Annotated in this window: 23 protein-coding genes; 11 read left to right on the top strand and 12 right to left on the bottom strand. The window is 69.2% G+C overall.

Going from position 1 to position 25,510, the window contains the following annotated elements; genetic code table 11:
• The first annotated feature begins 2 nt into the window (after nt 1-2).
• The 8 genes from ACLJOO_RS21635 (at nt 3) to ACLJOO_RS21600 (ending at nt 7,751) form a co-directional block, all read left to right on the top strand.
• The gene (locus ACLJOO_RS21635; RefSeq protein ID WP_410789060.1) at nt 3-1,136 is read left to right on the top strand and encodes a histidine kinase; all 1,134 of its coding nucleotides are present in this window, start codon (nt 3-5) and stop codon (nt 1,134-1,136) included.
• Nucleotides 1,137-1,346: 210 nt separating this feature from the next.
• Nucleotides 1,347-2,561, top strand: a complete 1,215-nt coding sequence (gene fdhA / locus ACLJOO_RS21630) for a formaldehyde dehydrogenase, glutathione-independent (RefSeq protein WP_410789059.1) — start codon at nt 1,347-1,349, stop codon at nt 2,559-2,561.
• Nucleotides 2,562-2,703: 142 nt separating this feature from the next.
• Entirely contained in the window at nt 2,704-2,895 is a 192-nt protein-coding gene (locus ACLJOO_RS21625) for a hypothetical protein (protein ID WP_410789058.1), read from the top strand.
• A 27-nt stretch (nt 2,896-2,922) separates the two neighbouring features.
• Nucleotides 2,923-3,666: a LytR/AlgR family response regulator transcription factor gene (locus tag ACLJOO_RS21620; RefSeq protein WP_410789057.1), complete on the top strand. Its 744-nt coding sequence runs from the start codon at nt 2,923-2,925 to the stop codon at nt 3,664-3,666.
• Nucleotide 3,667: 1 nt separating this feature from the next.
• Entirely contained in the window at nt 3,668-4,048 is a 381-nt protein-coding gene (locus ACLJOO_RS21615; protein ID WP_410789056.1) for a hypothetical protein, read from the top strand.
• Between the two features lie 37 nt (nt 4,049-4,085).
• Nucleotides 4,086-5,588: a cation acetate symporter gene (locus ACLJOO_RS21610; protein ID WP_410789055.1), complete on the top strand. Its 1,503-nt coding sequence runs from the start codon at nt 4,086-4,088 to the stop codon at nt 5,586-5,588.
• A gap of 187 nt (nt 5,589-5,775) precedes the next feature.
• A complete protein-coding gene (locus tag ACLJOO_RS21605; protein WP_410789054.1) occupies nt 5,776-6,108 on the top strand; it encodes a DUF485 domain-containing protein in 333 nt (110 codons plus the stop codon).
• A gap of 11 nt (nt 6,109-6,119) precedes the next feature.
• Complete coding sequence (locus tag ACLJOO_RS21600) at nt 6,120-7,751, top strand: cation acetate symporter (RefSeq protein WP_410789949.1); 1,632 nt, start codon at nt 6,120-6,122, stop codon at nt 7,749-7,751.
• 114 nt (nt 7,752-7,865) lie between these two features.
• Here ACLJOO_RS21600 and ACLJOO_RS21595 read toward each other — a convergent pair whose 3' ends face one another.
• Nucleotides 7,866-9,359 (bottom strand): CHAD domain-containing protein, encoded by a 1,494-nt coding sequence (locus ACLJOO_RS21595; protein ID WP_410789053.1) that lies wholly within the window; start codon nt 9,357-9,359, stop codon nt 7,866-7,868.
• Between the two features lie 50 nt (nt 9,360-9,409).
• Nucleotides 9,410-10,210: a methyltransferase gene (locus ACLJOO_RS21590; RefSeq protein WP_410789052.1), complete on the bottom strand. Its 801-nt coding sequence runs from the start codon at nt 10,208-10,210 to the stop codon at nt 9,410-9,412.
• A gap of 28 nt (nt 10,211-10,238) precedes the next feature.
• Between ACLJOO_RS21590 and ACLJOO_RS21585 the strand changes: the two genes are divergently transcribed.
• The gene (locus ACLJOO_RS21585) at nt 10,239-11,747 is read left to right on the top strand and encodes a PLP-dependent aminotransferase family protein (protein ID WP_410789051.1); all 1,509 of its coding nucleotides are present in this window, start codon (nt 10,239-10,241) and stop codon (nt 11,745-11,747) included.
• Here ACLJOO_RS21585 and ACLJOO_RS21580 read toward each other — a convergent pair.
• A complete protein-coding gene (locus tag ACLJOO_RS21580; protein WP_410789050.1) occupies nt 11,740-13,767 on the bottom strand; it encodes an MMPL family transporter in 2,028 nt (675 codons plus the stop codon). The two genes, ACLJOO_RS21585 and ACLJOO_RS21580, sit on opposite strands and share 8 nt — an antisense overlap.
• A gap of 176 nt (nt 13,768-13,943) precedes the next feature.
• On the opposite strand from ACLJOO_RS21580, the gene ACLJOO_RS21575 reads away from it, so the two are divergent.
• The gene (locus tag ACLJOO_RS21575) at nt 13,944-14,552 is read left to right on the top strand and encodes a TetR/AcrR family transcriptional regulator (RefSeq protein ID WP_410789049.1); all 609 of its coding nucleotides are present in this window, start codon (nt 13,944-13,946) and stop codon (nt 14,550-14,552) included.
• On the opposite strand, the gene ACLJOO_RS21570 is transcribed toward ACLJOO_RS21575, so the two are convergent.
• Genes ACLJOO_RS21570 through ACLJOO_RS21560 form a run of 3 tightly spaced genes read right to left on the bottom strand, consistent with a single transcriptional unit; the run spans nt 14,540 to nt 17,196 of the window.
• Entirely contained in the window at nt 14,540-15,514 is a 975-nt protein-coding gene (locus ACLJOO_RS21570) for a hypothetical protein (protein ID WP_410789047.1), read from the bottom strand. The genes ACLJOO_RS21575 and ACLJOO_RS21570 overlap by 13 nt on opposite strands.
• Nucleotides 15,515-15,527: 13 nt before the next feature.
• Complete coding sequence (locus ACLJOO_RS21565; RefSeq protein WP_410789046.1) at nt 15,528-16,814, bottom strand: MFS transporter; 1,287 nt, start codon at nt 16,812-16,814, stop codon at nt 15,528-15,530.
• A gap of 43 nt (nt 16,815-16,857) precedes the next feature.
• Entirely contained in the window at nt 16,858-17,196 is a 339-nt protein-coding gene (locus ACLJOO_RS21560) for a sterol carrier family protein (RefSeq protein ID WP_410789948.1), read from the bottom strand.
• An 89-nt stretch (nt 17,197-17,285) separates the two neighbouring features.
• Here ACLJOO_RS21560 and ACLJOO_RS21555 point away from each other — a divergent pair, with 89 nt between their 5' ends.
• Entirely contained in the window at nt 17,286-17,915 is a 630-nt protein-coding gene (locus ACLJOO_RS21555) for a hypothetical protein (RefSeq protein WP_410789045.1), read from the top strand.
• On the opposite strand, the gene ACLJOO_RS21550 is transcribed toward ACLJOO_RS21555, so the two are convergent.
• The 6 genes from ACLJOO_RS21550 to tmk all read right to left on the bottom strand — a co-directional run bounded on the left by ACLJOO_RS21550 (nt 17,912) and on the right by tmk (nt 25,510).
• Nucleotides 17,912-19,450 (bottom strand): alpha/beta hydrolase, encoded by a 1,539-nt coding sequence (locus ACLJOO_RS21550; RefSeq protein ID WP_410789044.1) that lies wholly within the window; start codon nt 19,448-19,450, stop codon nt 17,912-17,914. The two genes, ACLJOO_RS21555 and ACLJOO_RS21550, sit on opposite strands and share 4 nt — an antisense overlap.
• Entirely contained in the window at nt 19,447-20,427 is a 981-nt protein-coding gene (locus tag ACLJOO_RS21545; RefSeq protein WP_410789947.1) for a stage 0 sporulation family protein, read from the bottom strand. The genes ACLJOO_RS21550 and ACLJOO_RS21545 overlap by 4 nt, the downstream gene beginning before the upstream one ends.
• 94 nt (nt 20,428-20,521) lie before the next feature.
• Nucleotides 20,522-21,487: a DUF4190 domain-containing protein gene (locus tag ACLJOO_RS21540; RefSeq protein WP_410789043.1), complete on the bottom strand. Its 966-nt coding sequence runs from the start codon at nt 21,485-21,487 to the stop codon at nt 20,522-20,524.
• A gap of 28 nt (nt 21,488-21,515) precedes the next feature.
• The gene (locus tag ACLJOO_RS21535) at nt 21,516-22,181 is read right to left on the bottom strand and encodes a DUF4190 domain-containing protein (protein ID WP_410789042.1); all 666 of its coding nucleotides are present in this window, start codon (nt 22,179-22,181) and stop codon (nt 21,516-21,518) included.
• A 138-nt stretch (nt 22,182-22,319) separates the two neighbouring features.
• Nucleotides 22,320-23,528 (bottom strand): DNA polymerase III subunit delta', encoded by a 1,209-nt coding sequence (locus tag ACLJOO_RS21530; protein WP_410789040.1) that lies wholly within the window; start codon nt 23,526-23,528, stop codon nt 22,320-22,322.
• Nucleotides 23,525-25,510, bottom strand: a complete 1,986-nt coding sequence (gene tmk / locus ACLJOO_RS21525) for a dTMP kinase (protein WP_410789038.1) — start codon at nt 25,508-25,510, stop codon at nt 23,525-23,527. Before tmk ends, ACLJOO_RS21530 begins: the two co-directional genes overlap by 4 nt.

Raw genomic sequence — 25,510 nt, 5'->3', positions numbered from 1 at the left:
GGGTGTTCGCGCGACGGCGGAAGCATTTCGGGACTCCGGCCGACAAGGCGACGTATGCGACCCTGCATACCGCCTCGTTGGCCAGCCCGCACCTGCGTGAGGGCCTGACACCTGCCGCCGCCGGCAAGGCCAGCCGCCATCTGAGAGACCTCCTGGGTACGGCGGCCATCGCGATCTGCGACTCCTCCGGCGTACTGGCGTGGGACGGCGTAGGCGGACCGTACGAGAGCAACCACCGCCGCGACGCCAAGGACCTCGCCGCACCGACACTCCGCTCCGGCCGTACGGCGGTACTCGGCGCGCATGACGTAGCGTGCGGCGACCCGCAATGCCCGATCCGTACGGCGGTCGTCACGCCGATCGTCACCGAGGAGCGCGTGGTCGCCGTACTGGTCGCGTACAGCAACAACACCTCCGCAGCACTCGTCAGAGCGACCGAGGAGGTCGCCAGGTGGGTCTCTGGTCAGGTAGAGCTCGCAGAGCTCAACAAGGAGCGCACCCGTGCCATGGAGGCGGAGCTGCGCGCACTACGCGCACAGATCAGCCCGCACTTCATTTACAACGCTCTAGCCGCCATAGCGTCGTTCGTACGCACTGACCCCGAGCGGGCGCGTGAGCTGCTCCTGGAGTTTGCTGACTTCTCCCGCTACGCCCTGCGGCGTGGCGGCGAGTTCACCACGCTGGCGGACGAGCTGCGCAACGTGGAGCGCTACCTGGTACTGGAGCAGGCCCGCTTCGGCGACAGGCTCAAGGTGTCGCTGCAGATCGCTCCTGAGGTGCTGCCGGTGGTCATCCCGTTCCTGGTCGTCCAGCCCCTGGTGGAGAACGCCGTACGCCACGGCCTGGAGGGTACGACGGGGGTCGGCAACATCACGATCCGCGCGCGCGACCAGATCAACGAGGCGGAGATCAGCGTCGAGGACGACGGCGCCGGCAGCGACCCGGAGGTGATCCGGGCGGCCCTGTCCGGCGAGTCCGGCAGCGACTCGGTGGGCCTCGGCAACGTCGACGCCCGGCTCCGGCAGGTGTACGGCGACACGTACGGCCTGGTCGTGGAGACCGCAGTGGACGCCGGAACCAAGGTGACGTTCCGGATCCCCAAATACTCCTCAGGAGTGCACGCCGTCTCGCGTTGACGGTGCTTGCGCGGCGGACTAGCGTCGGAAGTAATCCCTGATGGCGTTGGCCTGCGCATCCGCGGGGAGCCTCGCCGGTGGATCGGGATTCACCTGGGCGGGGCAGGCGACGACTGGACCGCCTTCTCTGGGCGGTCGCGGCCCGCAGTAGCGGAATCGCGCGGCTCCATGGCGATCTGCGGTGGAGCCTCCTGGAAGGAGCATTCGCTCGTGCCGGGCAACAGGGCAGTGATTTACAAAGGCCCAGGCGACGTGGCGGTCGAGACGATCGACTACCCGACCCTGGAGCTCAAGGACGGACCGGGAGTCAACCCGGCCAACGTGGGACGTCAGATCCCGCACGGGGCGATCCTCAAGGTGCTCGCCAGCAACATCTGCGGCAGCGACCAGCACATGGTCCGCGGCCGGACGACGGCACCGCCTGGACTCGCACTCGGCCACGAGATCACCGGTGAGGTCGCCGAGGTCGGCCGGGACGTCGAGTTCATCAAGGTCGGCGACCTGGTATCGGTCCCGTTCAACATCGCCTGCGGGCGGTGTGTCAACTGCAAGGAGGGCAAGACCGGCGTCTGCCTGAACGTGAACCCGGACCGGCCGGGTTCGGCGTACGGGTATGTCGACATGGGCGGCTGGGTCGGCGGCCAGGCGGAGTACGCGCTGGTGCCGTACGCCGACTGGAACCTGCTGAAGTTCCCGGACCGGGACCAGGCGCTCGAGAAGATCCGTGACCTGGCAATGCTCGCGGACATCTTCCCGACCGGGTTCCACGGCGCGGTCACCGCCGGCGTCGGGCCCGGGTCGACCGTCTACATCGCCGGGGCCGGACCGGTCGGTCTGGCGGCGGCGACGTCGGCGTTCCTGCTCGGCGCGGCGGTCGTCATTGTGGCCGACCTGCAGAAGGAGCGGCTCGAACAGGCCCGCAGCTTCGGCTGCGAGACGATCGACGTCTCCGAGGGCGAGCCGAGGGACCAGATCGAGCGGATCCTCGGTGAGCCGGAGGTCGACGCGGCCGTCGATGCGGTCGGGTTCGAGGCGCACGGTCACGGTTCGGACGCCAGGCAGGAGCGTCCGGCGACTGTACTGAACACGGTCATGGACGTCACCCGGGCCGGTGGTGCGGTCGGCATCCCGGGCCTCTACGTGACCGGGGATCCCGGCGCGGCCGACGAGGCCGCCAAGATCGGTTCGCTGTCGCTTCGGCTCGGCCTGGGATGGGCCAAGTCGCTGGCGTTCACGACCGGTCAGTGCCCCGTCATGCGGTACAACCGCCAGCTGATGCAGGCGATCCTGCACGACCGGACGCAGATCGCGAAGAACGTGAACGCCACGGTCATTCCGCTGGACCAGGCGCCAGAGGGCTACCGCGAGTTCGATCACGGCGCGGCACGCAAGTACGTGCTCGACCCGCACGGACTGATCAAGTAGCCGGGCAGACCGACGGGAGCAGGGCCACGGCCCGGCTCCCGTCACTGTGGCGTGCGCAGACTCGTGACCGCGGCGAAACATATCGGCAACAACTCGCTGGCCATACTGCAGGGAAAGGTAATCCGTCACGAGAGCGACCCTCATGAGCAGTGACAGTCGGCTGGACCTCGAGTTCGCCTACACGCCATACCTGGACTCCTGCCGAGACCTCTACTCGCCGTACTACTACTGCCGGCGCCCGCTCGGCCACGACGGCGTCCATGCCGCCGGCTTCGGCTCGAGTCGACTCCGCTGGGAACATCGGCCCGACCACGCTCCGCACCTGCTGTCCTGAGTCCACGCGTCACCGTAGTGTGACGCCATGGCCGACTCTCCCCTGCGCGCGCTGGTGGCGGACGACGAGGGGCCCGCCCTGGCCGAACTGGTGTACCTGCTGGAGCAGGACCCCCGGATCGGCGAGATCCGGAGGGCCACCAACGGACCGGACGCGCTGAAGATCCTGCAGGCCAGCGACCTGGACGTGGTGTTCTGCGACATCAAGATGCCCGGGCTGGACGGCATCGACCTGGCCAAGGTGCTGTCCAAGTTCGCCAGCCGCCCGCAGATCGTCTTCGTCACGGCGTACGACGAGCACGCGGTGGCAGCGTTCGAGCTGGAGGCCACCGACTACGTGATGAAACCGGTCCGGCCGGAACGCCTGTCCCAGGCGATCCAGCGCGTGGTCACCCAAGGAGCGCCGCCCGCGCTGCCGTCACCAGACGAGACCGACGACGAGGTGATCGCGGTGGAGCTCGCCGGCGTCACCAGATTCGTCCAGCGCTCCACGGTCCGGTACGTCGAAGCACAGGGCGACTACGCCCGCCTGCACACCGGCCAGAACTCGCACCTGGTCCGCATCCCGCTCAGCACACTGGAAGAACGCTGGCGGGACGCAGGCTTCACCCGGATCCACCGGAGCACCCTGGTCGCTCTGCAGCACGTGGACGAGATGCGCGTGGACGGCGGCCGCTGTGCGGTCCGCGTCGGTGACGACTGGCTCCCGGTCAGTCGGCGGCACACGCGCGAGCTCCGCGACCTCCTGGTCCGTTCGACGTCCCTGAGATGACATGAGTACGCCCGAAGGACCACGCAGGGTCCGCGTCACCAGCCCGCGAACCAGCGCGGCCCGGCGCCCGATCATGCCCACCGGTACGCGCGAGATCGATGAGCAGACCCGTCTCGGCCAGGTCTACATGCAGTCGCTGATCCAGTCCCAGCTACGGCTCACGCTGGCCGTCATCGGCAGTGTGGTGCTCGTGCTCGGCAGCATCCCGCTGCTCTTCTGGCTGGTCCCGCCGACCCGCACGCTGTCAGTATTGGGCCTCCCGCTGCCGTGGGTGATCCTCGGCATCCTGATCTACCCCGTGGTGTACGTCGCCGCTCGCATCTACGTCCGGAACGCGGAGCGGATCGAGACAGAGTTCACCGAGTTCGTGGGGCGGCAATAGCGTGTCACCGGCACTCAGCCTGACTGCTATCGGCTTGGTGGTCTTGGCAACGATCGGGATCGGGCTGTTCGGCCTGCGGATCTCGCGGACCACCAGCGACTTCTACGTCGCCAGCCGCGCGGTCAGCCCCCGCTGGAACGCGTCGGCGATCAGCGGCGAGTACCTGTCCGCAGCGTCGTTCCTAGGTGTCGCCGGGCTGGTGCTGGTAAACGGCGCCGACATGCTGTGGTTCTCGGTCGGCTACACCGTCGGCTACCTGATGCTGCTGGTCCTGGTCGCCGCTCCCCTGCGCCGGTCCGGTGCGTACACGCTGCCCGACTTCGCCGAGACCCGCTTCGAGTCCCCCCTCGTACGACGGATCTGCGCCGGACTCGTTGTCGGTATCGGGACGCTCTACCTCCTGCCGCAACTGCATGGCGCCGGCCTCGCCGTCCAGACCGTCACGGGCGCCCCGCCGCAGGTGGGCGCGATGATCGTCGCGGTGATCGTGGTGATCAACGTGGCCGCCGGCGGGATGCGGTCGATCACGTTCGTGCAGGCCTTCCAGTACTGGCTCAAGCTGACCGCGCTCGCGACGCCGATCTTCGTCATCCTGCTCGTCTGGCACCAGCCCGTCGGCGTCCTCGACGCGTTGCACGGCGCGGCCGGCGAATGGGCCGAGCCGCTGTCCCGCGCGGGTAGTCGCGACCACCCGTTGTACGCGACCTATTCGTTGCTCCTGGCCCTTTGTTTCGGGACGATGGGGCTCCCGCACGTCCTGGTCCGCTTCTACACGAACCCCGACGGCCGCGCGGCCCGGCGTACCACGGTCGTCGTACTGGCACTGCTCGGACTGTTCTACCTCTTCCCACCGATGTACGCCGTACTCGGGCGGATGTTCGCGCCCGACCTGGTGGGTGCGGGCGGAGACACCGTCGTACTCGAGCTGCCCGGGCGAGTTTTCCCTGGTACTACAGGGGATCTGCTCGGTGCACTGGTCGCGGCCGGGGCGTTCGCGGCGTTCCTGTCGACGTCGTCGGGGCTGACTGTCGCGATCGCCGGGGTGATCGACCAGGACCTGTTGCGGAGCCGGTTGCACCGCTGGACCAGTGGTGACTACGTCGCGGTGAACAGCTTCCGGATCGCGGCGCTGATCGCGATGATCGTGCCGTACTTGGCGTTCACGGTGACCGGGGCGCTGAGCCTCGCCGACACCGTGGGACTCGCGTTCGCGTTGGCCGCGTCGACGTTCTGTCCCCTGCTGGTGCTGGGGATCTGGTGGCGGCGAATGTCGACGACCGGCGCCGCGGCCGGCCTGATCGTCGGCGGGATCGCGGCCAGCGCGGCCGCCCTCGTGAACGTGTCCGGCGCGCCCCAGGGCGGTTGGCCACGAGCGCTCGTCGGCCAGCCGGCCGCCTGGACGATGCCACTCGCGTTCCTCACCGTCATCGTGGTCTCGAAGCTCACTCCGGACCGCATCCCGGCCGGGACAGCGCGCAGTATGGTCCGGCTGCATACTCCTGAGGCCGTCGATGTGGACCGAGGCCTACCGTCCCGGTGACACCGTTCGTCGCGCGATTCCTACCGCTCACCGCAGTTGAGTGATCCACCGAACGACTGGTGTGCTCCGCTGAGCGACCGGTGCGCGCCGGTGCTGTCGGGACCCCCGTGACCCAGGCCACAGTACGACGCAGCAACCTCGCCGGCCTCAATCCGCCCGGCTCGATCCCTCTCTGGAGGTCCACGCGATGAGTGATACGCGCGATGGCGACCTGACGACGTACCAGGATGTCCAGATGTCACCGGACTTCTCCGAGCTGCGTCGCCGGTTCCGGCGCTTCGTGTTCCCGATGACCGCGCTGTTCCTGGTCTGGTACTTCGTCTACGTCCTGCTCGCCGACTACGCGCACGGCTTCATGTCGCACAAGGTCGGCGGCAACATCACCGTGGCCCTGCTGTTCGGCCTCGGGCAGTTCGTGTCGACGTTCGCGATCACGATGATCTACGTCCGCTGGGCGGACCGCCGGATCGACCCGGACGCCGAGAAGCTGCGCCACCAGATCGAGGGAGAACCGCAGTGACCGCCCCGCTCATGTTGCCGATGGCAACGGATATCGGTAACCCGACCGTCAACATCGTGATCTTCGCGCTGTTCGTGCTGGCCACGCTGGCGATCGTCTTCCGGGCGTCGCGCAACAACAAGACCGCGGCCGACTTCTACGCCGGCGGTCGCTCGTTCACCGGCCCGCAGAACGGCATCGCGATCGCCGGCGACTACCTGTCCGCCGCGTCGTTCCTCGGCATCGCCGGCGCGATCGCGCTGAACGGGTACGACGGCTTCCTGTACTCCATCGGCTTCCTGGTGGCATGGCTGGTCGCCTTGCTGCTGGTCGCCGAGCTGCTCCGGAACACCGGCCGCTTCACGATGGCCGACGTACTGTCGTTCCGGCTCAAGCAGCGGCCGGTCCGGATGGCGGCCGCGATCTCGACCCTCGGCGTCTGCTTCTTCTACCTGCTGGCGCAGATGGCAGGCGCCGGGGGTCTGGTCGCTCTGCTGCTCGGGGTGAGTCACCGGGCCGGGCAGAGCATCGTGATCGCGGTCGTCGGGATCCTGATGATCACCTACGTCCTGGTCGGCGGCATGAAGGGCACCACCTGGGTGCAGATCGTCAAGGCCGTGCTGCTGGTCATCGGTGCCGGAATCATGACGATCTGGGTGCTGGCGAAGTACACCTTCAACCTGTCCGGCCTGCTCGGTGCGGCCGTCGACAAGAGCCCGGCAGCCGGCGAGAAGCTGCTCAGCCCGGGTCTCCAGTACGGCGTCACCGGTGTCACCAAGCTGGACTTCATCTCGCTCGCGCTCGCCCTGGTGCTCGGCACCGCCGGCCTGCCGCACGTGCTGATGCGGTTCTACACGGTGCCGGACTCGAAGGAGGCACGGCGCAGTGTCAGCTGGGCGATCTGGATCATCGGCATCTTCTACCTGTTCACGCTGGTCCTCGGGTACGGCGCTGCCGCGATCGTCGGACCGGACCGCATCAAGGCCGCGCCCGGCAAGGCGAACTCGGCCGCTCCGCTGCTCGCCTTCGAGCTCGGTGGTGAGGTGCTGCTCGGCGTGATCTCGGCGGTCGCGTTCGCGACGATCCTGGCCGTGGTCGCCGGTCTGACGATCACCGCGAGTACGTCGTTCGCACACGACATCTACGGGCAGATCATCAAGAAGGGCCAGATCAGCGGCGACGGCGAGGTCCGGGTGGCGCGGTACACCGCGGTCGTGATCGGCATCGTCGCGATCGTCGGCGGCATCTTCGCCAACGGTCAGAACATCGCGTTCCTGGTGGCTCTGGCGTTCGCGGTCGCGGCGAGTGCGAACCTGCCGACGATCCTGTACTCGCTGTTCTGGCGGCGCTTCAACACCCGCGGCGCACTGTGGAGCATCTACGGCGGTCTGGCCTCGACGATCATCCTGATCATCTTCAGCCCGGTCGTCTCCGGCAAGGTCGACAAGAAGACCGGCGCGAGCCTGTCGATGATCACCGACACCGGCATCGACTTCCACTGGTTCCCGCTGGACAACCCCGGCATCGTCTCGATCCCGCTGGCGTTCCTGCTCGGCTGGCTCGGCACGATCACCAGCAAGGAACAGGTCGACGTCGACCGCTTCGCCGAAATGGAGGTCCGCTCCCTCACCGGCGCGGGCGCCGAGAAGGCGGTGCAGCACTAAAGACCTGTCAGGCAGGCCCTGCGGAACCGACGCGGACCTGCCTGGCAGCCCCACCCCCGCCCCACAAGACGGACCCGGTCCCCTCCCGGGTCCGTCTTGCACGTCCGGGGGGTATTACAGGTGGAATTTGAGGGTGGGCCAGAGTTTGTAGAAGGCTTCGCGGGAGGCGTTGCCTCGGGCTTCTTCGGTGGCGTGGAGGCGGCCGTAGGTGAAGGGGTTGCCGCCTTCGGCGTAGACCTCCAGGGCCAGGTGGTGGAGGAGTTCGCGGGAGACGACCGAGTCCTGGTGTTCGCCGAGGATCTCCTGGACCTGCTCGGCGCGAGCGGCCAGGTCCGCGGCTTCGTCGGCGAGGACGGGTACGGCGGACTCCGCGGCGTACCGCAGTCGCTTCGACGACTTTCGTACCTCGTGCAGCTCGTGGTCCTGCTCCGCCACGGTCTCGGCCTGTTGCGAACGCCGTACCGCCTTGCGCATCCGCCGGTAGTCGTGTTCGAGCAGCTCGCCGATCTGCTTGCTCGCCTTCCGGTCGTCGCCCGTCACAGGCGGCTTCGCGATCAGTTCGTCCAAAGCATCCAGCAGCCGGAAGTACCGCGGACTCTCCAACGCGGCCAGCGCTCCCGCGCGCCCATCGCGATAGACCCGCCGCAGGTGATCGTCGATCCGTCCCGCGACCCGTCCCATCACCAGCTCGACCGGCTGCTCCGCAACCTCCGCCGCGAAGTGCTCACGCTGCACCTCAGCATCCCGGGCAGCCCCGAGCTCACCGGCCAGCCACTTCAACTCGGCCCGCAGCACGTCGCCGGCCTCGCGATCGATCACCGGGCGGTACGTCGCCAGCGCCGAGCGCAACCGCCGCGTCGCGACCCGGAATTTGTGGATCGAGTCCGGGACGTCCCGGCGTACCTCGGGGTCCCGTTCGCGGATCGCCTGCACCTGCGCGCCGGCGTACGCGCGGAACACGTCCGACGTCCGCGGCTTCTTCGGAAGGACAAAGGAGTCGTACGCCGGAACGCGATCGCCGAGCGCCCGCGCCAGCTTGCTCGGACCGCTCGCCGGACGCGCACCCGCGCCCTTGAGCAACTCACCCGCGTCCTCGAGCAGCAGGTTGTCGCCGTCGACCAGCTCGACCTCCCACTCCCGCCAACTCTCCGGCTCGCCGCCCGCGACCGTCGCGGTCACGTGGTCGTCGGCAAGCTCCGCGAGGACACCGCCATCCGCATCGAGCAACCGATGGACGATCCGTCGCGTCTGCAGCGTCACGACCGGCGCCAACTGCTGGTCGCGGACATGCACGCGGACCGTACGGACGACCGCGATCGGCACGTTGCGCACCGACCGGCCGAGCGGATGCCGAACCTCGAGCCGGCCACCGGACGAGCCCGGGAACTTCACGTGCCACCCGTCGTCCTCGCCACCGGTCCGTCGGCGAAGCGTCACCTTGTGAGCGGCCAGGTCGAGGCCGGCGGTGTCGTAGTACACCGCCTCCAGGTCGAGCTCGACCGGCTGCGCGACACTCGCGACCCCGGGCAAGTCGTGCAGCGCCGGCAGGGCCGCGCTCGCGTCGACGTCGTACTTCGTCTCGATCTCGAGCTGCTCGGTGGGGGCCATACCCCATTGTTTACCAGGTGTTCATGAACAAGCCCTGAGATCGGCGACCATCATCTCCTGCCCACTCCTTTGAAGAACGTGTAGTGGAAGGTGCCGCCGGGCCTGGTGGACTTCTCGAGGTCGCGGATGCCCGCGGCCCACTCGGCCTCGGTCCGCATCCCGGCGGCGATCGCGCGGTCGCGGACGGACTCGACCATCGCGATGAAGGTCTTGCGGGTGAAGCCGTCGACGAGCTGCGGGAGGCTCTGGTCGGCGTACACGGTGCGTGGCCCGACCTGTACGTCGTCGTACCCGGCCTGCTCGAGCAACGGCTGGAGCCGACGGCCGATCAGCGAGTCGCCGCCCGCCGAAGCCTGCAGGTCGACGAGGCAGTCGATGACGGCTTGGGCCTGTGCGCTGCGCGGGTGGAAGAAGGCCGACTCGTGGTCGCCTTCGATCACCGTGATGGTGCCACCGGGATTGAGGAGGTCCCGGAGTCCGGTGAGCGCGGCGGCAGGGTCAGGGAGGTGCTCGAGGACGAAGCAGACGAAGACGTGGTCGAACTTCTCGCCGGACAGGTCGTGGAGGTCCGCGTGCCGCCAGTCGACCGTCGCGTCCGGCGCCTGTTCGGCGACCCGGGCTTTGGCCTGGGCGAGCGATGCTTCGGAGATGTCGATCGAGACCAGGTCGATGCCGGGGCTTCGCGTGACCAGTTGAACGGTCTGCGCTCCCACTCCGCAGCCGGCCTCCAGCACGCGACTGCCGGGTGCATAGGTGGTGCCGCCGTGCAGCAGGTCGGCGAGCGTGCCGGCCTGGTCGGACAGCCGGCGGGTCTCCGCCGGGGTGTAGCCGTGGACGTAGTCGGTTCCCATACCTCCAAGGTCGCGCCACAATGGTCCTGTGAACAGGTCCAATCCGGCGATAAGTGGCAGGTCCATTGGCGGAGCGGACTTCCTCCAGCTCGACCCGGCCGAAGCACCGCCCGGCGGTCTCGCGGACTGGCTCACCGACCGTTTGCGGACGGCGATCTCCACCGGTCACCTCCCGGTCGGCACCCGCCTCCCCGCGACCCGCACCCTCGCCACAGACCTCGGCCTCTCCCGGGGCGTGGTCACCGAGTCGTACCAGCGTCTGACGGAAGACGGCCACGTCTCCACCCACGGTCGCCGCGGGACCATCGTCGTCGCCGCGCCGATCGGCGCCGCCCGAACGACAGGACGTAGTCGTCTACGCACACCTCTTCGCCCGCCTAGCGCTCCTCCAGAAGAGGAGAAACCGGGGACTACCTCCTGTCGTTATCCAGACCTGAACGACGAGATCTTCGACAATCTGCGGGCGGCCCCGGCGCGGATCGATCTGACGCCAGGGGTGCCGGACTTGGCGGCGTTTCCGCGGAGCGCCTGGCTGCGCGCGGAGCGAGCGGTGCTCGGGGACCTGGAGTCGGCGGAGTTCGGGTACGGCGACCCCGCGGGTACGCCGACGTTGCGACGCGCGGTCGCGGCCTGGCTGGCGCAGTACCGCGGGATCACTGCGGACCCGGACGACCTGATCATCGTTGCCGGCGTGGCCCAGGCGATCGGGCTCGTGGCCCAGATGCTCGACCGGCACGGCATCCACGAGATCGCGGTCGAGGATCCCGGCTCGCTCGGTTCCCGGCAGCACCTGCAGAACTGGGGCATGCGGACCCCGCCGATCCCCGTCGACGATCGCGGGCTGCAGGTCGACGTACTGCGGAACTCCGGCGCTAGGGCGGTGATGGTGACACCGGCGCACCACTTCCCGACCGGCGTCGTACTGGACGGCGAACGTCGTCGCGAACTGATCCAGTGGGCGAAGGACGGCGGACTGGTCATCGAGGACGACTACGACGCCGAGCACCGGTACGACCGGCCGCCGGTCCCGGCACTCCGCGCGATGCTGCCCGACCAGGTCATCTACGCCGGCAGCGTGTCCAAGCTGCTCGCCCCGGCGCTACGGATCGGCTGGATGCTCGCACCCCCGCAATACAAGGAAGAACTGATCGCCCGCAAGCGCCTCGCGGACCTCGGCAACGCCGGCCTCCCGCAGCTCACCCTCGCCTCGCTGATGGAGTCCGGCGAACTCGAGCGCCAGCTCCGCTTCCTCCGCCGCCGGCACCGCACCCGCCGCGACGCAATGGTCACCGCCATCCGCAACCACTTGCCCACCGCAACCATCCACGGAGCAGCCGCCGGCCTGCATCTCACCGTCACCTTCAACGATGGAGACGACATCGCCCTGGCCGCAGCCGCCCTGGAAGCAGGCGTGAAAACCCATCCCCTCTCGTGGCACTGCCAACTCCCGCACGCCCCCGGCCTCGTCCTCGGCTACGCCGCCCGCACCCCCACCGAGATCACCGAGGCCATCGCCACGATCGCGAAGGTCAGCTGATCGGACTCCACCAGTTCGCCCGCCCGGCGAGCTTCATGAACGCGGGCAACAGCACGCCCCGGATCGCCGTCGCGTCCACGAGCACCGCGACGGCCATCCCGACCCCGATCATCTTCAGGTAGACGACCCCGCCGGTCGCATAGACCGCGAACGACAGCGCGAGCACGGCGGCCGCGGTCGTGACCAACGGCGCCGATCGCTGCAGCCCGGTCGCCACCGCCTGCTCGGTATCCCCGGTCCGCAGGTACTCCTCCCGGATCCGCGACACGATGAACACCTCGTAGTCCATCGACAGTCCGTACACGATGCAGAACATGAGGGTCGGCATACTCGCCTCCAGTACGCCGGTCGCGGTGAATCCGAGTACTCCGGACAGGTTGCCGTGCTGGAACACCCACACCATGACGCCGAACATCACCGCGAGACTGAGCAGGTTCAGCACGGTCGCCTTCAACGGCAGCAGCACGCTGCCGGTCGCGACGTACAGGACGAGCACACTGAGCAGCAGGATCAGCCCGAGCACCAGCGGGATGCGTTCGGTGAGTGCCGCCCGCCAATCCGACATCTCGGCCGGCGAACCACCGATCATCGCCGGGTACGGCGCCTCAGCCGCACGGACCTGTTCCACGAACTGCCCGACGTCTCCCTCGAGCACCTCGTCGGTCGGGATGACCGTCAGGTACGCCCCGCCGTTGCGGACGTAGGTGTCGACCTGCGCCACCCCGTCGAGCTGACCGAGGGTCTTCGCGTACGGCGTCAGCCGCGCCGGATCGGGCGTCTCGGGCATCACGACGTACAGCGCATCGGACTCCTCCTGGCCGAAGTTCTGGCGCACTTGGTCCGCCATGATCCGGCTGCTCGCTTCCGCCGGGAGGATCCGGGCGTCCGGCAGGCCGAGGCGCAGACCCAAGGCGGGTGACGAGAGCAACAGGATGAGCGCGAGGACGGCGCCGCCGATGAGTGCCGGGCGGCGCATCACCGCGGTCGCCAGTGCTGCCCAGCGGCCGGAGCCGGAACCGGTCGACACGGGACGGACCGCCCGGCGGCCGAGGAGCGCCAGCGCCGCCGGGAGGATGACGAGCGCGCCGATCAGCGCGGACAGGACAACGAGAAAACCGGCGTACCCGAAGGACCGGAGGAACGACAGGGGGAACAGCAGCAGTGCCAGCAGTGAGACCGCGACCGTCAGGCCGCTGAAGAAGACGGTTCGCCCGGCCGTGCGCACCGCGGTCACCACGGCGTCGTCGACCTCGGCGCCGGCCGCGAGCTCCTCGCGGAACCTCGCGATCACGAACAGGCAGTAGTCGACACCGAGCGCCAGTCCCATCACCAGTGCGAGGTTGGCGGCGAACGTCGAGACCTCGGTGAACGCCGCGATCACCCGCAGCCCGGCCAGCGCGCCGCCGACCGCGAAGATCCCGACCCCCAGCGTCAGCAGGGCCGGCGAGACTCTGCGATAGATGACGATCAGCAACCCGAGCACCATCGGGATCACGACCAGCTCGGCGCGCAGGAAGTCCGCGCGGGCCTGGGCCCCGATCTCGCGGAACACTTCGTCCTGACCGCCCGACTGTACGGTGATCCCGTCGCGCGATCCGGCGTACTGCGCGGCGAGCTCGCCGACCCGCTGTCGCGCCTCATTCACCTCGCCTGGCACGTGGACGAGGATCAGCGCCTGCCGGGAATCCCTGCTCCGCAAGGCGGGGCTGTCGTCCCGGGACCAGTACGACGCCGCTTCGGCGACTCTCGATTGTCCGGCGATTTCGTTGGTCAGACCAACACCAGCGGCGCGTACGGCGGGATCGTCGACGGTGCCCGCCTCCGCCGTCACGAGGAACGCGAGGTTGGGCGGGCCGGTTCGGAACTGGTCGGCGAGCACCCGGCGGGCACGATCCGACTCCGCGGCCGGATCGGCGATCCGGGACAGCGAGAGGGCGTTCAGCGCACCGGCCGCGACCGCGAGCACGAGCGCCGTCAGGACGAGCGAGAGGAACGCGACAACACGCCGGCGCCGAACCACCAGCCGACCAAGCCGCTCGAGCAAACCGGGACCGGGAGGTTTAAGCGGGTTGAGTGGGGTGGTTTCGGGCATGGCGGACCTCCGGGTGAGCGGGGGTAGGATGACGAAACACGAGCAGTTGCTCGCATACAGAAAATACGAGCATTTACTCGTGTTTGTCAACGGAAGGACGCGTCATGCCCGAGGAGCCGCGACGCCAGGCGCGCGGGCAGCGGCGGATGGTGCAGCTGCTGGACGCGGCCGCGGTGGTGTTCGCCGAGGCCGGGTACGCGAAGGCGACCACCAACGCGATCGCCCAGCAGGCCGGCGTCTCACCGGGCACGCTGTACCAGTTCTTCGCGAACAAGGAGGCCCTCGCCGAGGCGCTCGCGGAGCGCTACCGCAGCGAACTGGCCGCCGCACACCAGAAGGCCTTCGACCCGGGTACGGCGCAACTCCCGCTGCCCGAACTGGTCGACCGGATGATCCGCCCGATGGTCGAGGTCAACCTGGAGAACCCAGGATTCAAGGCCCTGTTCGGCAGCGGCGACCTACCGGACAAGCTGACCGCCCCGACCCGCGCGCTTCAGAAGGCCGTCACCGGCCGCGTCGCTGAGGTCCTGGCCGCCCGCTACCCCCACCTGCCGGCGGACCGTCTCGAAACCACCGCGGCCGTCGCCACCCAGATCTTCGCCGCCCTGCTCGGCGCCATCGTCTCCACTCCCGCCACCGACCGCGAACGCTGGATCACCGAACTCAACCAGGCCCTGGTCGGCTACCTCACCCCGCTCGATCAGCGGGTGTAGCGCGGGACCATCGCGAGGGCGAACTGGGTCATCAGGTCCGGGTTGATCTTGCGGGCGGGGAGCGGGACCAGGTCGACGATCTTGTCGTCGCCGACGCGGATCGTCGTCCGGCCGGTGGCGGTGTCGACGTACCCCTCGTCGCCGAGCGGGATCGACTGCGAGGTGGCGGCCTTGCGGATCGGGGCCATCAGGGCCTTGGCGTCCGGCTCCCGGCGTGCCGAGGTCGAGAGCACGCCCGTCGAGGTCACCCAGCCGCAGACCAGGTCGCCGACGAGGGTCTGACCGTCGCGCCGAGCCATCGCCGGTACACCCAGCACCTTCTCGGCCGCCGCCGTACCGCGGTCACAATCGGGGCGCGTGATCAGCCGATCGGCGTCCGGCAGCCCGGGAGCCTGCCGTACGACCTCCTGGCCGAGTGCGACGTACTTCGCGAGGGTCGCCTGCGGCCCCGAGAGCTTGTACATCTTGCCGCCCAGCAGGAACACCAGGAACTGGCTCGTGCCGTACCCACCCTGACCGATCTTGACGGGCTTGGCCGGCTCGCGCGGATGCGCGGCGTACGCCTTCTGAGTCGCCGCCAGCATCGCCGGAGTCGCCGGAAGCACCGACACCCCGACCCGCAGCACCGGTCCGTTAGGGCTGGTGCTGAGCGCGAACTGACACACGTCGTACGTCGGGATGTCGAACTCGGGCGGCGGCGCCTTGGGCTGGATGTTCGCAACCGGCACCGCGAGCGTCGTCTGCACCAAGGTGGGGTCCATCCGCACGCACAGCGTGTCCGCGGCCTTGGCCGTCTCGGACGGCGTCACCGAAGGCGTCGGCGACGGGGTCTCCGAGCTCGGTGGTGTGCTCATCGGCACCAGCGGCGGCACACTCGGCGACTTCTCGTCCGCCGGGCCACTACAGCCCGCGAGTAGTACGACGGTCAGCGCGGAGGCGGTCACTACCCGACGGATACGCATGATGACCCGAACCTTAACCCGCGGTCCGGAGCTCCCTTTCGCGGACCGCGTGTTCGTCAGTACGGGCGTCGTACCGCCAGAACTCGCGCAACCAGGCGGACGTGGCGATGACGCCGGCGACGCACAGCACACCGCCGCTGACGATCGAGGTCCGGACCGTGGTGAGGTCGGCGACCAGCCCGGAGCGGGCCTGACCGCCGAGCGGGCCGAGCGAGTAGCCGAGCATCTCGATCCCGGCCAGCCGGCCGCGCATCTCGTCGGGGATCGTCTGGTTCCAGATCACCGAACGGAACAGCACCGACACCATGTCGGCCGCGCCCGCCACCGCGAAGAACGCGATCGCGAACCAGATGTTCGGCGCCAGCCCGGCGATCCCGACCGCGGCGCCCCAGCCGATCGTGGCCAGCACCACCGCCCGGCCCTGGTGGTGGACGTGTTTGGCCCAGCCGCTGGTCAGGCTGGCGCACATCGCCCCGATCGCCTCCGCGCTGTACAGCAGGCCGAGCAGCTTCGGTTCCTTCAGGATGTCCGTCGCGAACGCCGGGAACAGCACGATCGGCATCGCCAGGAACATCCCGACCATGTCGACCAGGTACGTCGCCAGCAGGTCCTTGCGCCGGAACGCGTAGACGATTCCGCCGCCGATCGCCCGCAGGCTCGGCGCCGTCGAGTGCTCGCCGGCACGGTACGAACCGAGCCGGGCGTAGAGCAGCGTCGCGAACACGATGCCGGCCAACTCGACCGAGAACGCCCAGGTAACGCCGACCGAACCGACCAGGACACCGCCCACCGCCGGGCCGGCGAGCTGGCCGATCTGCGAGGTCAGGGAGCTCAGCGCGACCGCGGCCGGGATCTCCTCGTGCTTCACCACCCGCGGAAGGAGCGCTTCCCGCGAAGGCCGCTGCAGCGAGGTGGCGATCGCGTTCAAAGCGCCGCAGACGTAGATCAGCCAGACCTGCGGGTTCGGGAGGAGCGTGTTGGCGACCATCAGCGCGGAGATCACGACCTGCGCGAGGCCGGTGGCGACGAGCAGGGTGCGGCGTTCGACGTGGTCGGCGAGCGCACCGCCGTACAGGCCGAACACGACCAGCGGGACGATCGTCACCAGGCCCATCGCGCCGACCGCGAAGTTCGATCCGGTGAGTTGATAGAGCTGGTACGGCAGGGCGACGTACCCGACCATGCCGCCGAGGAAGAACACCGACCCGGCGACCAGCAGGATGCGGAAATCGCGGGAACCACGCCACGGAGTCAGATCGACGCGCAACCGGGCCAGCCGCGCGCTCAGACTTGATGCCACCGGGACATAGTGACAGGCCCGACCGGACCCGACGAACCTGTTTTCAGCTCAGGGGTAGCAGCGCGGACAGGTCGGTGCGTTCGCCGCTGGCGCGGAGTTTGCCGGTCATCCGGGCGTCGGGCCAGGTGGTGCGGCCGAGGGCCACGTCGATCCACAGGTCCGGCGGCATCTCGATGACCGCGCCGGGAGTACCGCGGGTGTGTCGCGGGCCCTCGATGCACTGCACCGCGCCGTACGGCGGAATGCGTACCTCGACCGCGTGACCCGGCGCCTTCGCGACCAGGCGTTGCAACAGTTCCTTGGTGAGCAGTTTCAGGTCGGCGCGTTCCGCCGTACCGTCGTCGTAGCGTTGCAAGGCCTGCCGGAACGCGGGGTCGGACATCTCCACGACGTGCCAGCGTACGCGGCAGTTTGCGGTGACGCCCCTCTCGTCGGCGATAATCAGGCGGGAGAGAGGGAAGCGAGGTCGGGATGCTCACGCCCAGGCACCAGGCGCTGCTGATGACGCTGGCGGGAATGACCGTCGGTGTAGCCGTTTTCGGCACAGTCGTCGCCGTGAACGGTGGCAATCCGTTCACCGCCCACGACACGCCGGTGGGGATCGTGAGTCCGTCGCCGACCAGCACCCCGAGCCGTGGGGACGGGCTGCAGGCCGACGGACTGCAGTACGTCGTCCAGAACTTCGGCACCGACGACGACCCGGTGTCGTCCGAGGTCCCGGCCGGGTGGAAGAGCGCCCAGAGCGGGACCCGCCCGAAGTTCGTCGACTCGACCGGTGTCTGGCAGATCCGGTTCGACACCCGGGGCAGCAAGCAGACCCCGGACCAGCTGGTCGCGAACCGTGAGCGCAGCATCGACGAGAGCGGCCTGAAGGTGCTCAGCCGCGACAACGGCACGCTGATCTACACGTACGTCGACAAGGCCCGCGGTCCCCGGATGGGTCTGTCGCGCTGGGTCTCGCTCGACGACGGCAAGACGTCAGCGGTCGAGATCACCGTCGGCGGCCGCCCGCAGGACGAGGCCGGCCTGCGCGCGGTCCTCCAGCAGGCCACCGACACCCTGAAACTCCCGGTCGACCCGAACGACACCCGCCCCAACTAACACTTGATGTCGGCGGCGGGGGTGTTGCCTTGCACCAGGTAGCTCTCCACGACGTTCTTCACGCACGCGTTGCCCGAAAGGTACGCCGTGTGGCCGTCGCCGTCGCGGGTGACGAGGACGCCGTTCTCGAGCTGATGCGCCAGGCCGACCGCCCACTCGTACGGCGTGGCCGGGTCGCGCGTCGTACCGAGGACCATGATCGGCTTCGAGCCGGCCGCCTTGATCTGGTGCGGCTTGTCGGTCGGCTTCACCGGCCAGTTCACGCAGGACGCCGACGACCAGGCGAGGAACTCCCCGAACCGCGGTGAGGCGGCCTTGAACTCCGGCACCTCCGCCTGGAGCTGCGCGATCGAGGTGACGTCCGGCCGGTCGGAACAGTTGACCGCGATCTGGACCTCGTTCGCGTTGTCGGAGTACCCGGACGGCTTGCGGTCGGTGTACTCGTCCGCCATCGCGAGCAGCCGCGCGCCGTTCCCGGCGAGCCCGTCGACGACGGCGTCCTCGAGCCGCGGCCAGAACTCCTTCAGGTACAGCGGGTAGACCAGGCCGAGGATGACCAGTGCCTGCGTGACCTGGCGCTGCCCGTCACCCGGCAGCGGATGCGCGTCGCTGTCCTTGATCAGCTTGTCGACCTTGGCCAGCACCTCGTTCTTGCTGCTGCCGAGCTTGCAGGAGCGCTGCGCACAGTCCTCCGCGAACGCGTCCAGCGCCTTGTCGAAGCCCTTCGCCTGCGCCATCCCCATCTGCTGGGACGAGATCGACGGGTCGACGGCGCCGTCCAGCACCAGCCGGCCGACGTTCTTCGGGAACAGCTCGGCGTACGTCGCACCGAGGTAGGTACCGTACGACATGCCCAGGTAGTAGAGCTGGGAGTCCCCGACGATGCCTCGCAGTACGTCGATGTCGCGGGCGGCGTCCTTCGTGTTCACATGCGGGAGGAGCTCGCCGGAGCGCTGCTTGCAGCCGGCCGCGAAGGCCTTGGACTGCTTGTCGACGTCGGCGACCTCGGCGGGCGTGTCCGGGCTCCCGTCGGCGGCGATCATCGCGTCCAGCTGCGCCGTGTCCAGGCACTTCACCGGGGTGGATTCGCCGACGCCGCGCGGGTCCCAGCCGATGATGTCGAACTTCCGCAGCAGCGACGAACCGAACAGCATCGGCGCCTGTGCGGCGAAGTCCTGACCGGAGGCGCCGGGACCGCCCGGGTTGATGAACAGCGTGCCGATCCGGCCGCCGCGGTCCTTGGCGAGCACCTTCCGGGCGCGCAGCTCGATGGTCTGCCCGGTCGGCTTGGTGTAGTCGAGCGGGACCTCGATGGTCGCGCACTGCTGATTGGAGCCGCAGCGCTCCCAGTCCGGCTGCTGCTGGTAGAACTTCTCCAGCCCGGCCGGGATCGGGCCCACCGGTCCGCTGGGCGGGTTGCTGCCGACGCCGGGCGCCGTACCGCTGTCGGCGTCCTGCGCGCGACTCGCTACTCCACATCCGCTCGCGAGCACCGCCAGAGTTGCCACCAGTACGGTCGACCTGCGGAATCTCACTGCGCGGTTTCTCCCTCGTCGTCGTGGTGCAGGCGGCGCCGCCGGCGTGGTTTCCGGGCCCGCCGCTCCTCGGTCGGCTCCGGCGGTTCGGGCTGTGCACTCGTCTCCGGTGCACTCGTCTCCGGTACGACGGGTGCCGCGTCCGGTGTCGTCGTACCGGAGGCCTCGTACTGCTGCCGCGGCGAGCAGACGTCCGCCCGGCTGCACGCGCAGCGCCGGCCACTCGCCGCCAGCCGAACGACGACGGTGTCGCTCGGGACGTTGTGCCCGACCACCACTCCATCACCCGCGGGGGTCTCCACCGCGGTCCCGAGCGCCGGAGCCTTCGCGTTGAACTCCTGGTAGAGCGGGTGCTCGTACTTCAGGCAGCACATCAGGCGACCGCAGGCGCCGGAGATCTTCAGCGGGTTCAGCGGCAGGTCCTGGTCCTTCGCCATCCGCACGCTGACCGGCTCGAAGTCCTTCAGGAACGTCGCGCAGCACAGGTCCCGCCCGCACGGCCCGATACCGCCCTGCAACCGCGCCTCGTCACGAGCGCCGACCTGCCGCAGCTCGATCCGCGCCCGCAGCGCCCGCGCCAGATCCCGGACGAGCTCACGGAAATCGACCCGGTGCGGCGCCGAGAAGTACACGATCACGAGTTGGTCGATATCCGGCCGCCGGTCGACGAAATCGATCCCGACCACCTTCATCGGCAGGTCGTGCTCGCGGATCGTCCGCTTGGCGATCACCCGCGCATCCGCCCGCCGCTGCCGGTTCTGCTCGTCCCGGTCCAGGTCCGTCGCGGTCGCGATCCCCGCACACAGCGGCAGCCCGCCGACGTCCTCAGTCACATACTGCGGCGCCCAAACACACTCCGCCACCTCAGGGCCGTCGTCAGTAGGTACCAGCACTTTCTCCCCCACCCGAGGCCGAAACTCACCCGGATCAAGGTAGTAAAGCCGCCCGTACCGCTCGAACGACACCGCCATCACCATGCCCACGCCGTCAGAGTACGGGGCGTTGCACAGGAAGTGGTCGCGCTACACAGGAAATAACCTGTCCACCGTCCCCGGCGCGCCGGTCACGCCCCTACCGGTGACTGTTTTTCACGCTGCCAGTGAGTTTGTCGTCATCAGGCCCGAACGCGGCACACAGAACCCGGTGATCGCCGTCCTCCCAGGCCTCCTTGCTCGGCGTCCACCAGTCCAGGTACAGCTCGGACTGGTCACGAGCCTTCCCCACATACGTGCCGAACGCGGGGGCGCAGGCACGGTCGGCCGCCTTGTTGATGGCGCTGTCACCCGGGTACTTCGTACCAGGGAGCGTCGGGATCGCAACGACCTCGCCGTCATGCGCGTCCGGGCACGGCTGCCGGACGACCTCGTCCTCTTCGCTGCCCTCGTCGAAGCACTCCCCGACCGTCAGATCGTCGACGTACGTGGTCGGACCCGAGCTCGATGACGACACCGGATCCGGTGCGCTGTAGTTGTCGTCGGACGAACCGAGCGCGATCACGAGGACGATCAGCAGTGCGTAGCCGATCGTCACCAGGGATCCCATCACCAGTCCGGCGATCGCCATCCCTTTGCCCTCTTGCTGGCTCCGCTTGATCTGTACCAGCGCCGCAATACCGAGCCCGATCGCCACCGGCGCGGACACCCCGATGACGAACCCGCCGAGCCCGGTCACGAGCGCCGCGGTGGCCAGCCCGTTCGTCCCACCCGAACCGCTGTACCCGTAACCGCCGTACCCATAGCCGTACCCGTACGGCCCCGGCGCCTGCCCGTACGCCGACGGATACTGCCCCGGCCCATATCCCTGCCCGTACGGCTGACCGCCCGGTGGCTGACCGCCCGGGGCCTGCCCGTACGGCGACTGCTGCGACCCGTACGTCGGCTGCCCAGGCGCAGCCCACGGCGCACCACCCTGCGCACCAGGCGCCTGCGGCTGTTCCGGCCGCCCGTACGTCGGGAACGGACGCGTCGGATCCCGCGGACTGTCCTGTGGCCGGTCCTGTGGTCGTTCCGGCTCCGGGCCGTACGGTGGCTGAGTCACGCTACCCCCACTGAATCCCCCGCGGGCATTACCGCTGTGATCCGCGCATCGTACCTGTCAGATGGGTCCCTGGCATGCCGACCAGACACAGGACGTTGCCGTCAGCAACCGCGCGGTCTTCCAGTACGACGTAGTACATGTCGAGCTCGGACCGCTCGTACGGCGTCCCCACGAACTCGACGAACGCGCCGGCGCACTGCTGCGTCGCGACGGTCCCGGTCTGCGCGGTCGACAACCCGACGAGCGCGGCCTGCACCTTGGCGTATGCCTCCCCGGTATGCGCCGCGGCGCAGTCGGCGATCCGTACCAGCCGCAGCGTCGAGGCTTCCAGGTCCGCGTCGAAGCAGCGGCCGACCTCCACCTGCGAGATCGACACGGTCTTGCCGATGCCCCGCCGGTGCTCGCCGATCAGGTTGAGCGTGACAGCGACACCGATCGCGATCACCCAGCACAGCGACACCGCCAGAGCGCCGTACGCGAGCCGTTTCCCGTGCCCGCCGGCGCGCTTGATGCGCCGCAGCGCGACGACGGCCAGCACGACCGCGATCGGCACCAGCCCGGGCAGGCTGGTCGCGAACGCGGCGACGGCGTACCCGTTCTGCCGGCCCTTCGGCGTCGGGACGCCCTCCAACCAGGACTCAGCCGACGGCAGCGATGGCCGCGCGGGCTGGATCGGGGAGGGCGGCTGGGTCATTTGCGTCCGTTTCGCGGCAAGGTGAGGGCTGAGCGGTCTACTCCGCCCAGTCACCCAGTCATCGGACCCGCTGGTCTCGGTGTTACACGTTCTGCCCAGTTATCGGACGTGGCGTGATGAACGACTCAGACGCCCCTCTTAGCGCTGCGGGCGCCGCGGGATCGTGAAGCCGTCGCTGCGGCCCTCGAACAGCCCGACCGTCATCGCCTCGAGCGCGACCAGCGGCGCCACGTTCGCCTCGATCGCCTCCCGGCACATCGCGATCGCGTCGATCCGGCGGACCGTCTGCTCGGGTGTCGTCCGGCTCCCGAGCTGCTCGATGTTGCGCTGCAGCTCGGCGTTGATCAGCTCGCTGCCGGACCCGGTCTGCATCACGAGTACATCGCGGTAGAGCGCCATCAGGTCGACCAGCGAACGATCCAGAACGTCGCGTTCCCAGCGCTTCGCGCGGGCCTTCTGCTGGTCCTCGAGCTCTTTCAGCGCCGCGTTCGCCTCGCGCGGCCGGGCGCCCTTCGTGCCGACGCCGAGCGCCTGTTCGAGCGCGGCCCGCTCCTTCTCGTCGACCTTCTCCGCGCTGGCCTTGGCCTCTTCCTTGGCCGCCTCGACCAGTCGCTGCGCGGCCTTCAGGCAGGCCCCGAGATCACGCAGCGCGAACGGCACCTCGAGCACCTTGTTGCGCCGCTCGCGCACCGCCTCGTCGCGGGCCAGCGCCCGCGCCCGGCCGATGTGCCCCTGCGCGGCCCGCGCCGCGAACCAGGCCAGATCCTGGCCGACGTCGAGGGTCCGGCTCAGCATCTCCGCGACCGCGGCGACCGGCGGCGTCCGCAGCACCAGCAGCCGGCAGCGCGAACGAATCGTCGGTACGACGTCCTCGACCGTCGGCGCGCACAACACCCAGACGGTCCGCGGCGACGGCTCCTCGATGCTTTTCAGCAACGCGTCCGCGGCCTGCTCGGTGAGCCGGTCCGCGTCCTCGACGACCATCACCTGCCAGCGGCCCTGCGTCGGGCTCATCGCGGCCCGGCGGACCAGCTCGCGGACCTCGCTGACCCGGATCGACAACAGTTCGGTGCGGATCAGTGACACGTCCGGGTGCGCGCCGCTGAGCGCCGTACGGCATTCGTTGCACTCGCCGCAGCCGTTGTTCGCGCACTGCAGCGCGGCCGCGAACGCCCGACCCGCGTTCGACCGGCCGGAGCCGGGCGGCCCGGTGATCAGCCACGCGTGCGTCATCCCGGCGACCGCAGGGCCCCTCTCGCCGCGCAGTACCGCAGCGGCGCCGTCGACGGCCTTGCGCAGTACGGCGACCGCGGGCTCCTGCCCGACCAGGTCGTCCCAGACACTCATAGGCCCACCTTGGGAAGCATCGGTTGGAGCCGGGCGCGGATCTGTTGCGCGATGTCCTCGCGGTCCTGGGTCGCGTCGAGGACCAGGTAGTGCTGGGGCTCGGCGGCGGCCAGCTCGAGGAACGCGTTCCGCACCCGCTCGTGGAAGGCGTCGGACTGCGCCTCGATCCGGTCCCGCTCCTTGAACCGGCCGAGGCCGCTCGTCGGCGGCAGGTCCAGCAGGATCGTGAGGTTCGGGCGGAGATCGTTGGTGGCCCAACGATTCACCCGTTCGACGTCGGTCAGGTCCAGGTCCCGCCCGGATCCCTGGTACGCCAGCGCGGAGTCGACGTACCGATCGGTGATCACGACCGCGCCCGACTTCAGCGCGGGCTTGATCACCGAGTCGACGTGCTCGGCCTTGTCTGCGGCGTACAGCAGCGCCTCGGCGCGGTGCGAGATGTCGCCGGTCGCCGGGTCGAGGACGATCTGGCGGAGCGTCTTGCCGAGCTCGGTCGCACCGGGCTCGCGGGTCAGCAGCACCTGCTGGCCCTGCTCCTCCAGCCATTTCACCAGCAGCGCTGACTGCGTCGACTTGCCGGCGCCCTCACCGCCCTCGAGCGCGATGAACAGGCCGGTCGTCGGATAGTCGCCACGCGTCTTGCCGAAACTGCGCCGTACGTCGCGCCAGAACGGAACCCCCGGCCGGTCGTCCATCTGCCGCCAGGCCAGCAGACCGATCACCCCGGCCAGGACCGCCGCCGCGACCATCGTCATCGAAGCGCCGTTGTACGTCGCCGAACGGCCGCCGATCGTCCACGTGTGCCGGCCGATCGCGCCGGCGGCGAACGGCGCGATCGCCAGCGTGATCGCGAGCACCGTCCGGACGGCGGACTGCACGAACGCGAACGTCCGCCCACGCACGGCGTCCGGCACTTCGAGACCGAGCAACGTGTACCCCGAGACCCATGAGCCGCCGGCGCAGAACCCGAGCAGGATCGCGATCATCGTGGCGATCTCGATCTGCTGGATCAACGCCAGCCCGGCCAGGCAGATCCCCGACCCGACCAGCCCGGCCGCGAACAGCCGGCGCCGGGACAACCCGGAGAAGATCCGCGGCGCGAACCCCATACCGAGCGCGAGGCCGCCGAACACGGCGCCGAACAACACGCCGTACCCGGGATCGCCCGCGCCCAGCCCTTCGACGTACGTGCGGCCGAGGCCGATCACGACCGCACCGGCCGCGAACGCGCCGGAGATCCCGATCACGAGACCGCGAACCACCGGCGTGCCGGTGACGTAGGACCAGCCCTCGACCACGGTCCGCCACAGCGTCGGATGGTCCTCGTGCTCGTGAATCGCGCGGCCGATCTCGGCGACCGACACGATCGCGAACGCCGAGATGACGAAGGTCGCGGCGTTCACGTACACGGCCAGGTCGATGGCGAAGTCGCCGGCCCAGCGCGACACCAGGGTGATCGCTGTGAAGATGACCGCGGCCGGCAGAGCGGTCCCGTACGTCGTGATCAGGCTGAGCTGGTTGGCCGCCTCGAGCCGGTGCCGGGGCACCAGGTTGGGCACGCTGGCGTCCTTGGCCGGACCCCAGATCAGGCTGACGATCTCGATCAGCACGGTCGCCACCAGCACCCAGGTCAGCGTGCCGACGATCGGGATGCTGACGAAGAACGCGGCCCGGATCAGGTCGCCGACGATCATCGTCCAGCGCCGGTCCAGCCGGTCCGCGATCCAGCCCGCCACCGGGCCCATCACCAGCGCGGGCAGCACGCGCAGGAACAGCACGCCGCCGATCGCGAAGTTGGCCGCCTGGTAGTCGTCACCGGCGAACGACTTCGCCATCGCGGTCAGCGCCAGCAGGCCGATCCAGTCGCCGAGGCTCGACAGCCCGAACGCGATCCACAGCCGCCGGAACGCCCGGATCCGCAACACCGCCCGCACATCGTGCGCCGGTGCAGGATCGGTCAACGGGTCATAAACCTCCGGCAC

The sequence above is a fragment of the Kribbella sp. C-35 genome (assembly GCF_046549195.1).
In the GTDB taxonomy this organism is placed as follows: domain Bacteria; phylum Actinomycetota; class Actinomycetes; order Propionibacteriales; family Kribbellaceae; genus Kribbella.
The sequence above is the reverse complement of the archived record's forward strand: the minus strand, read 5'-3'. Positions and strand labels throughout refer to the sequence as shown.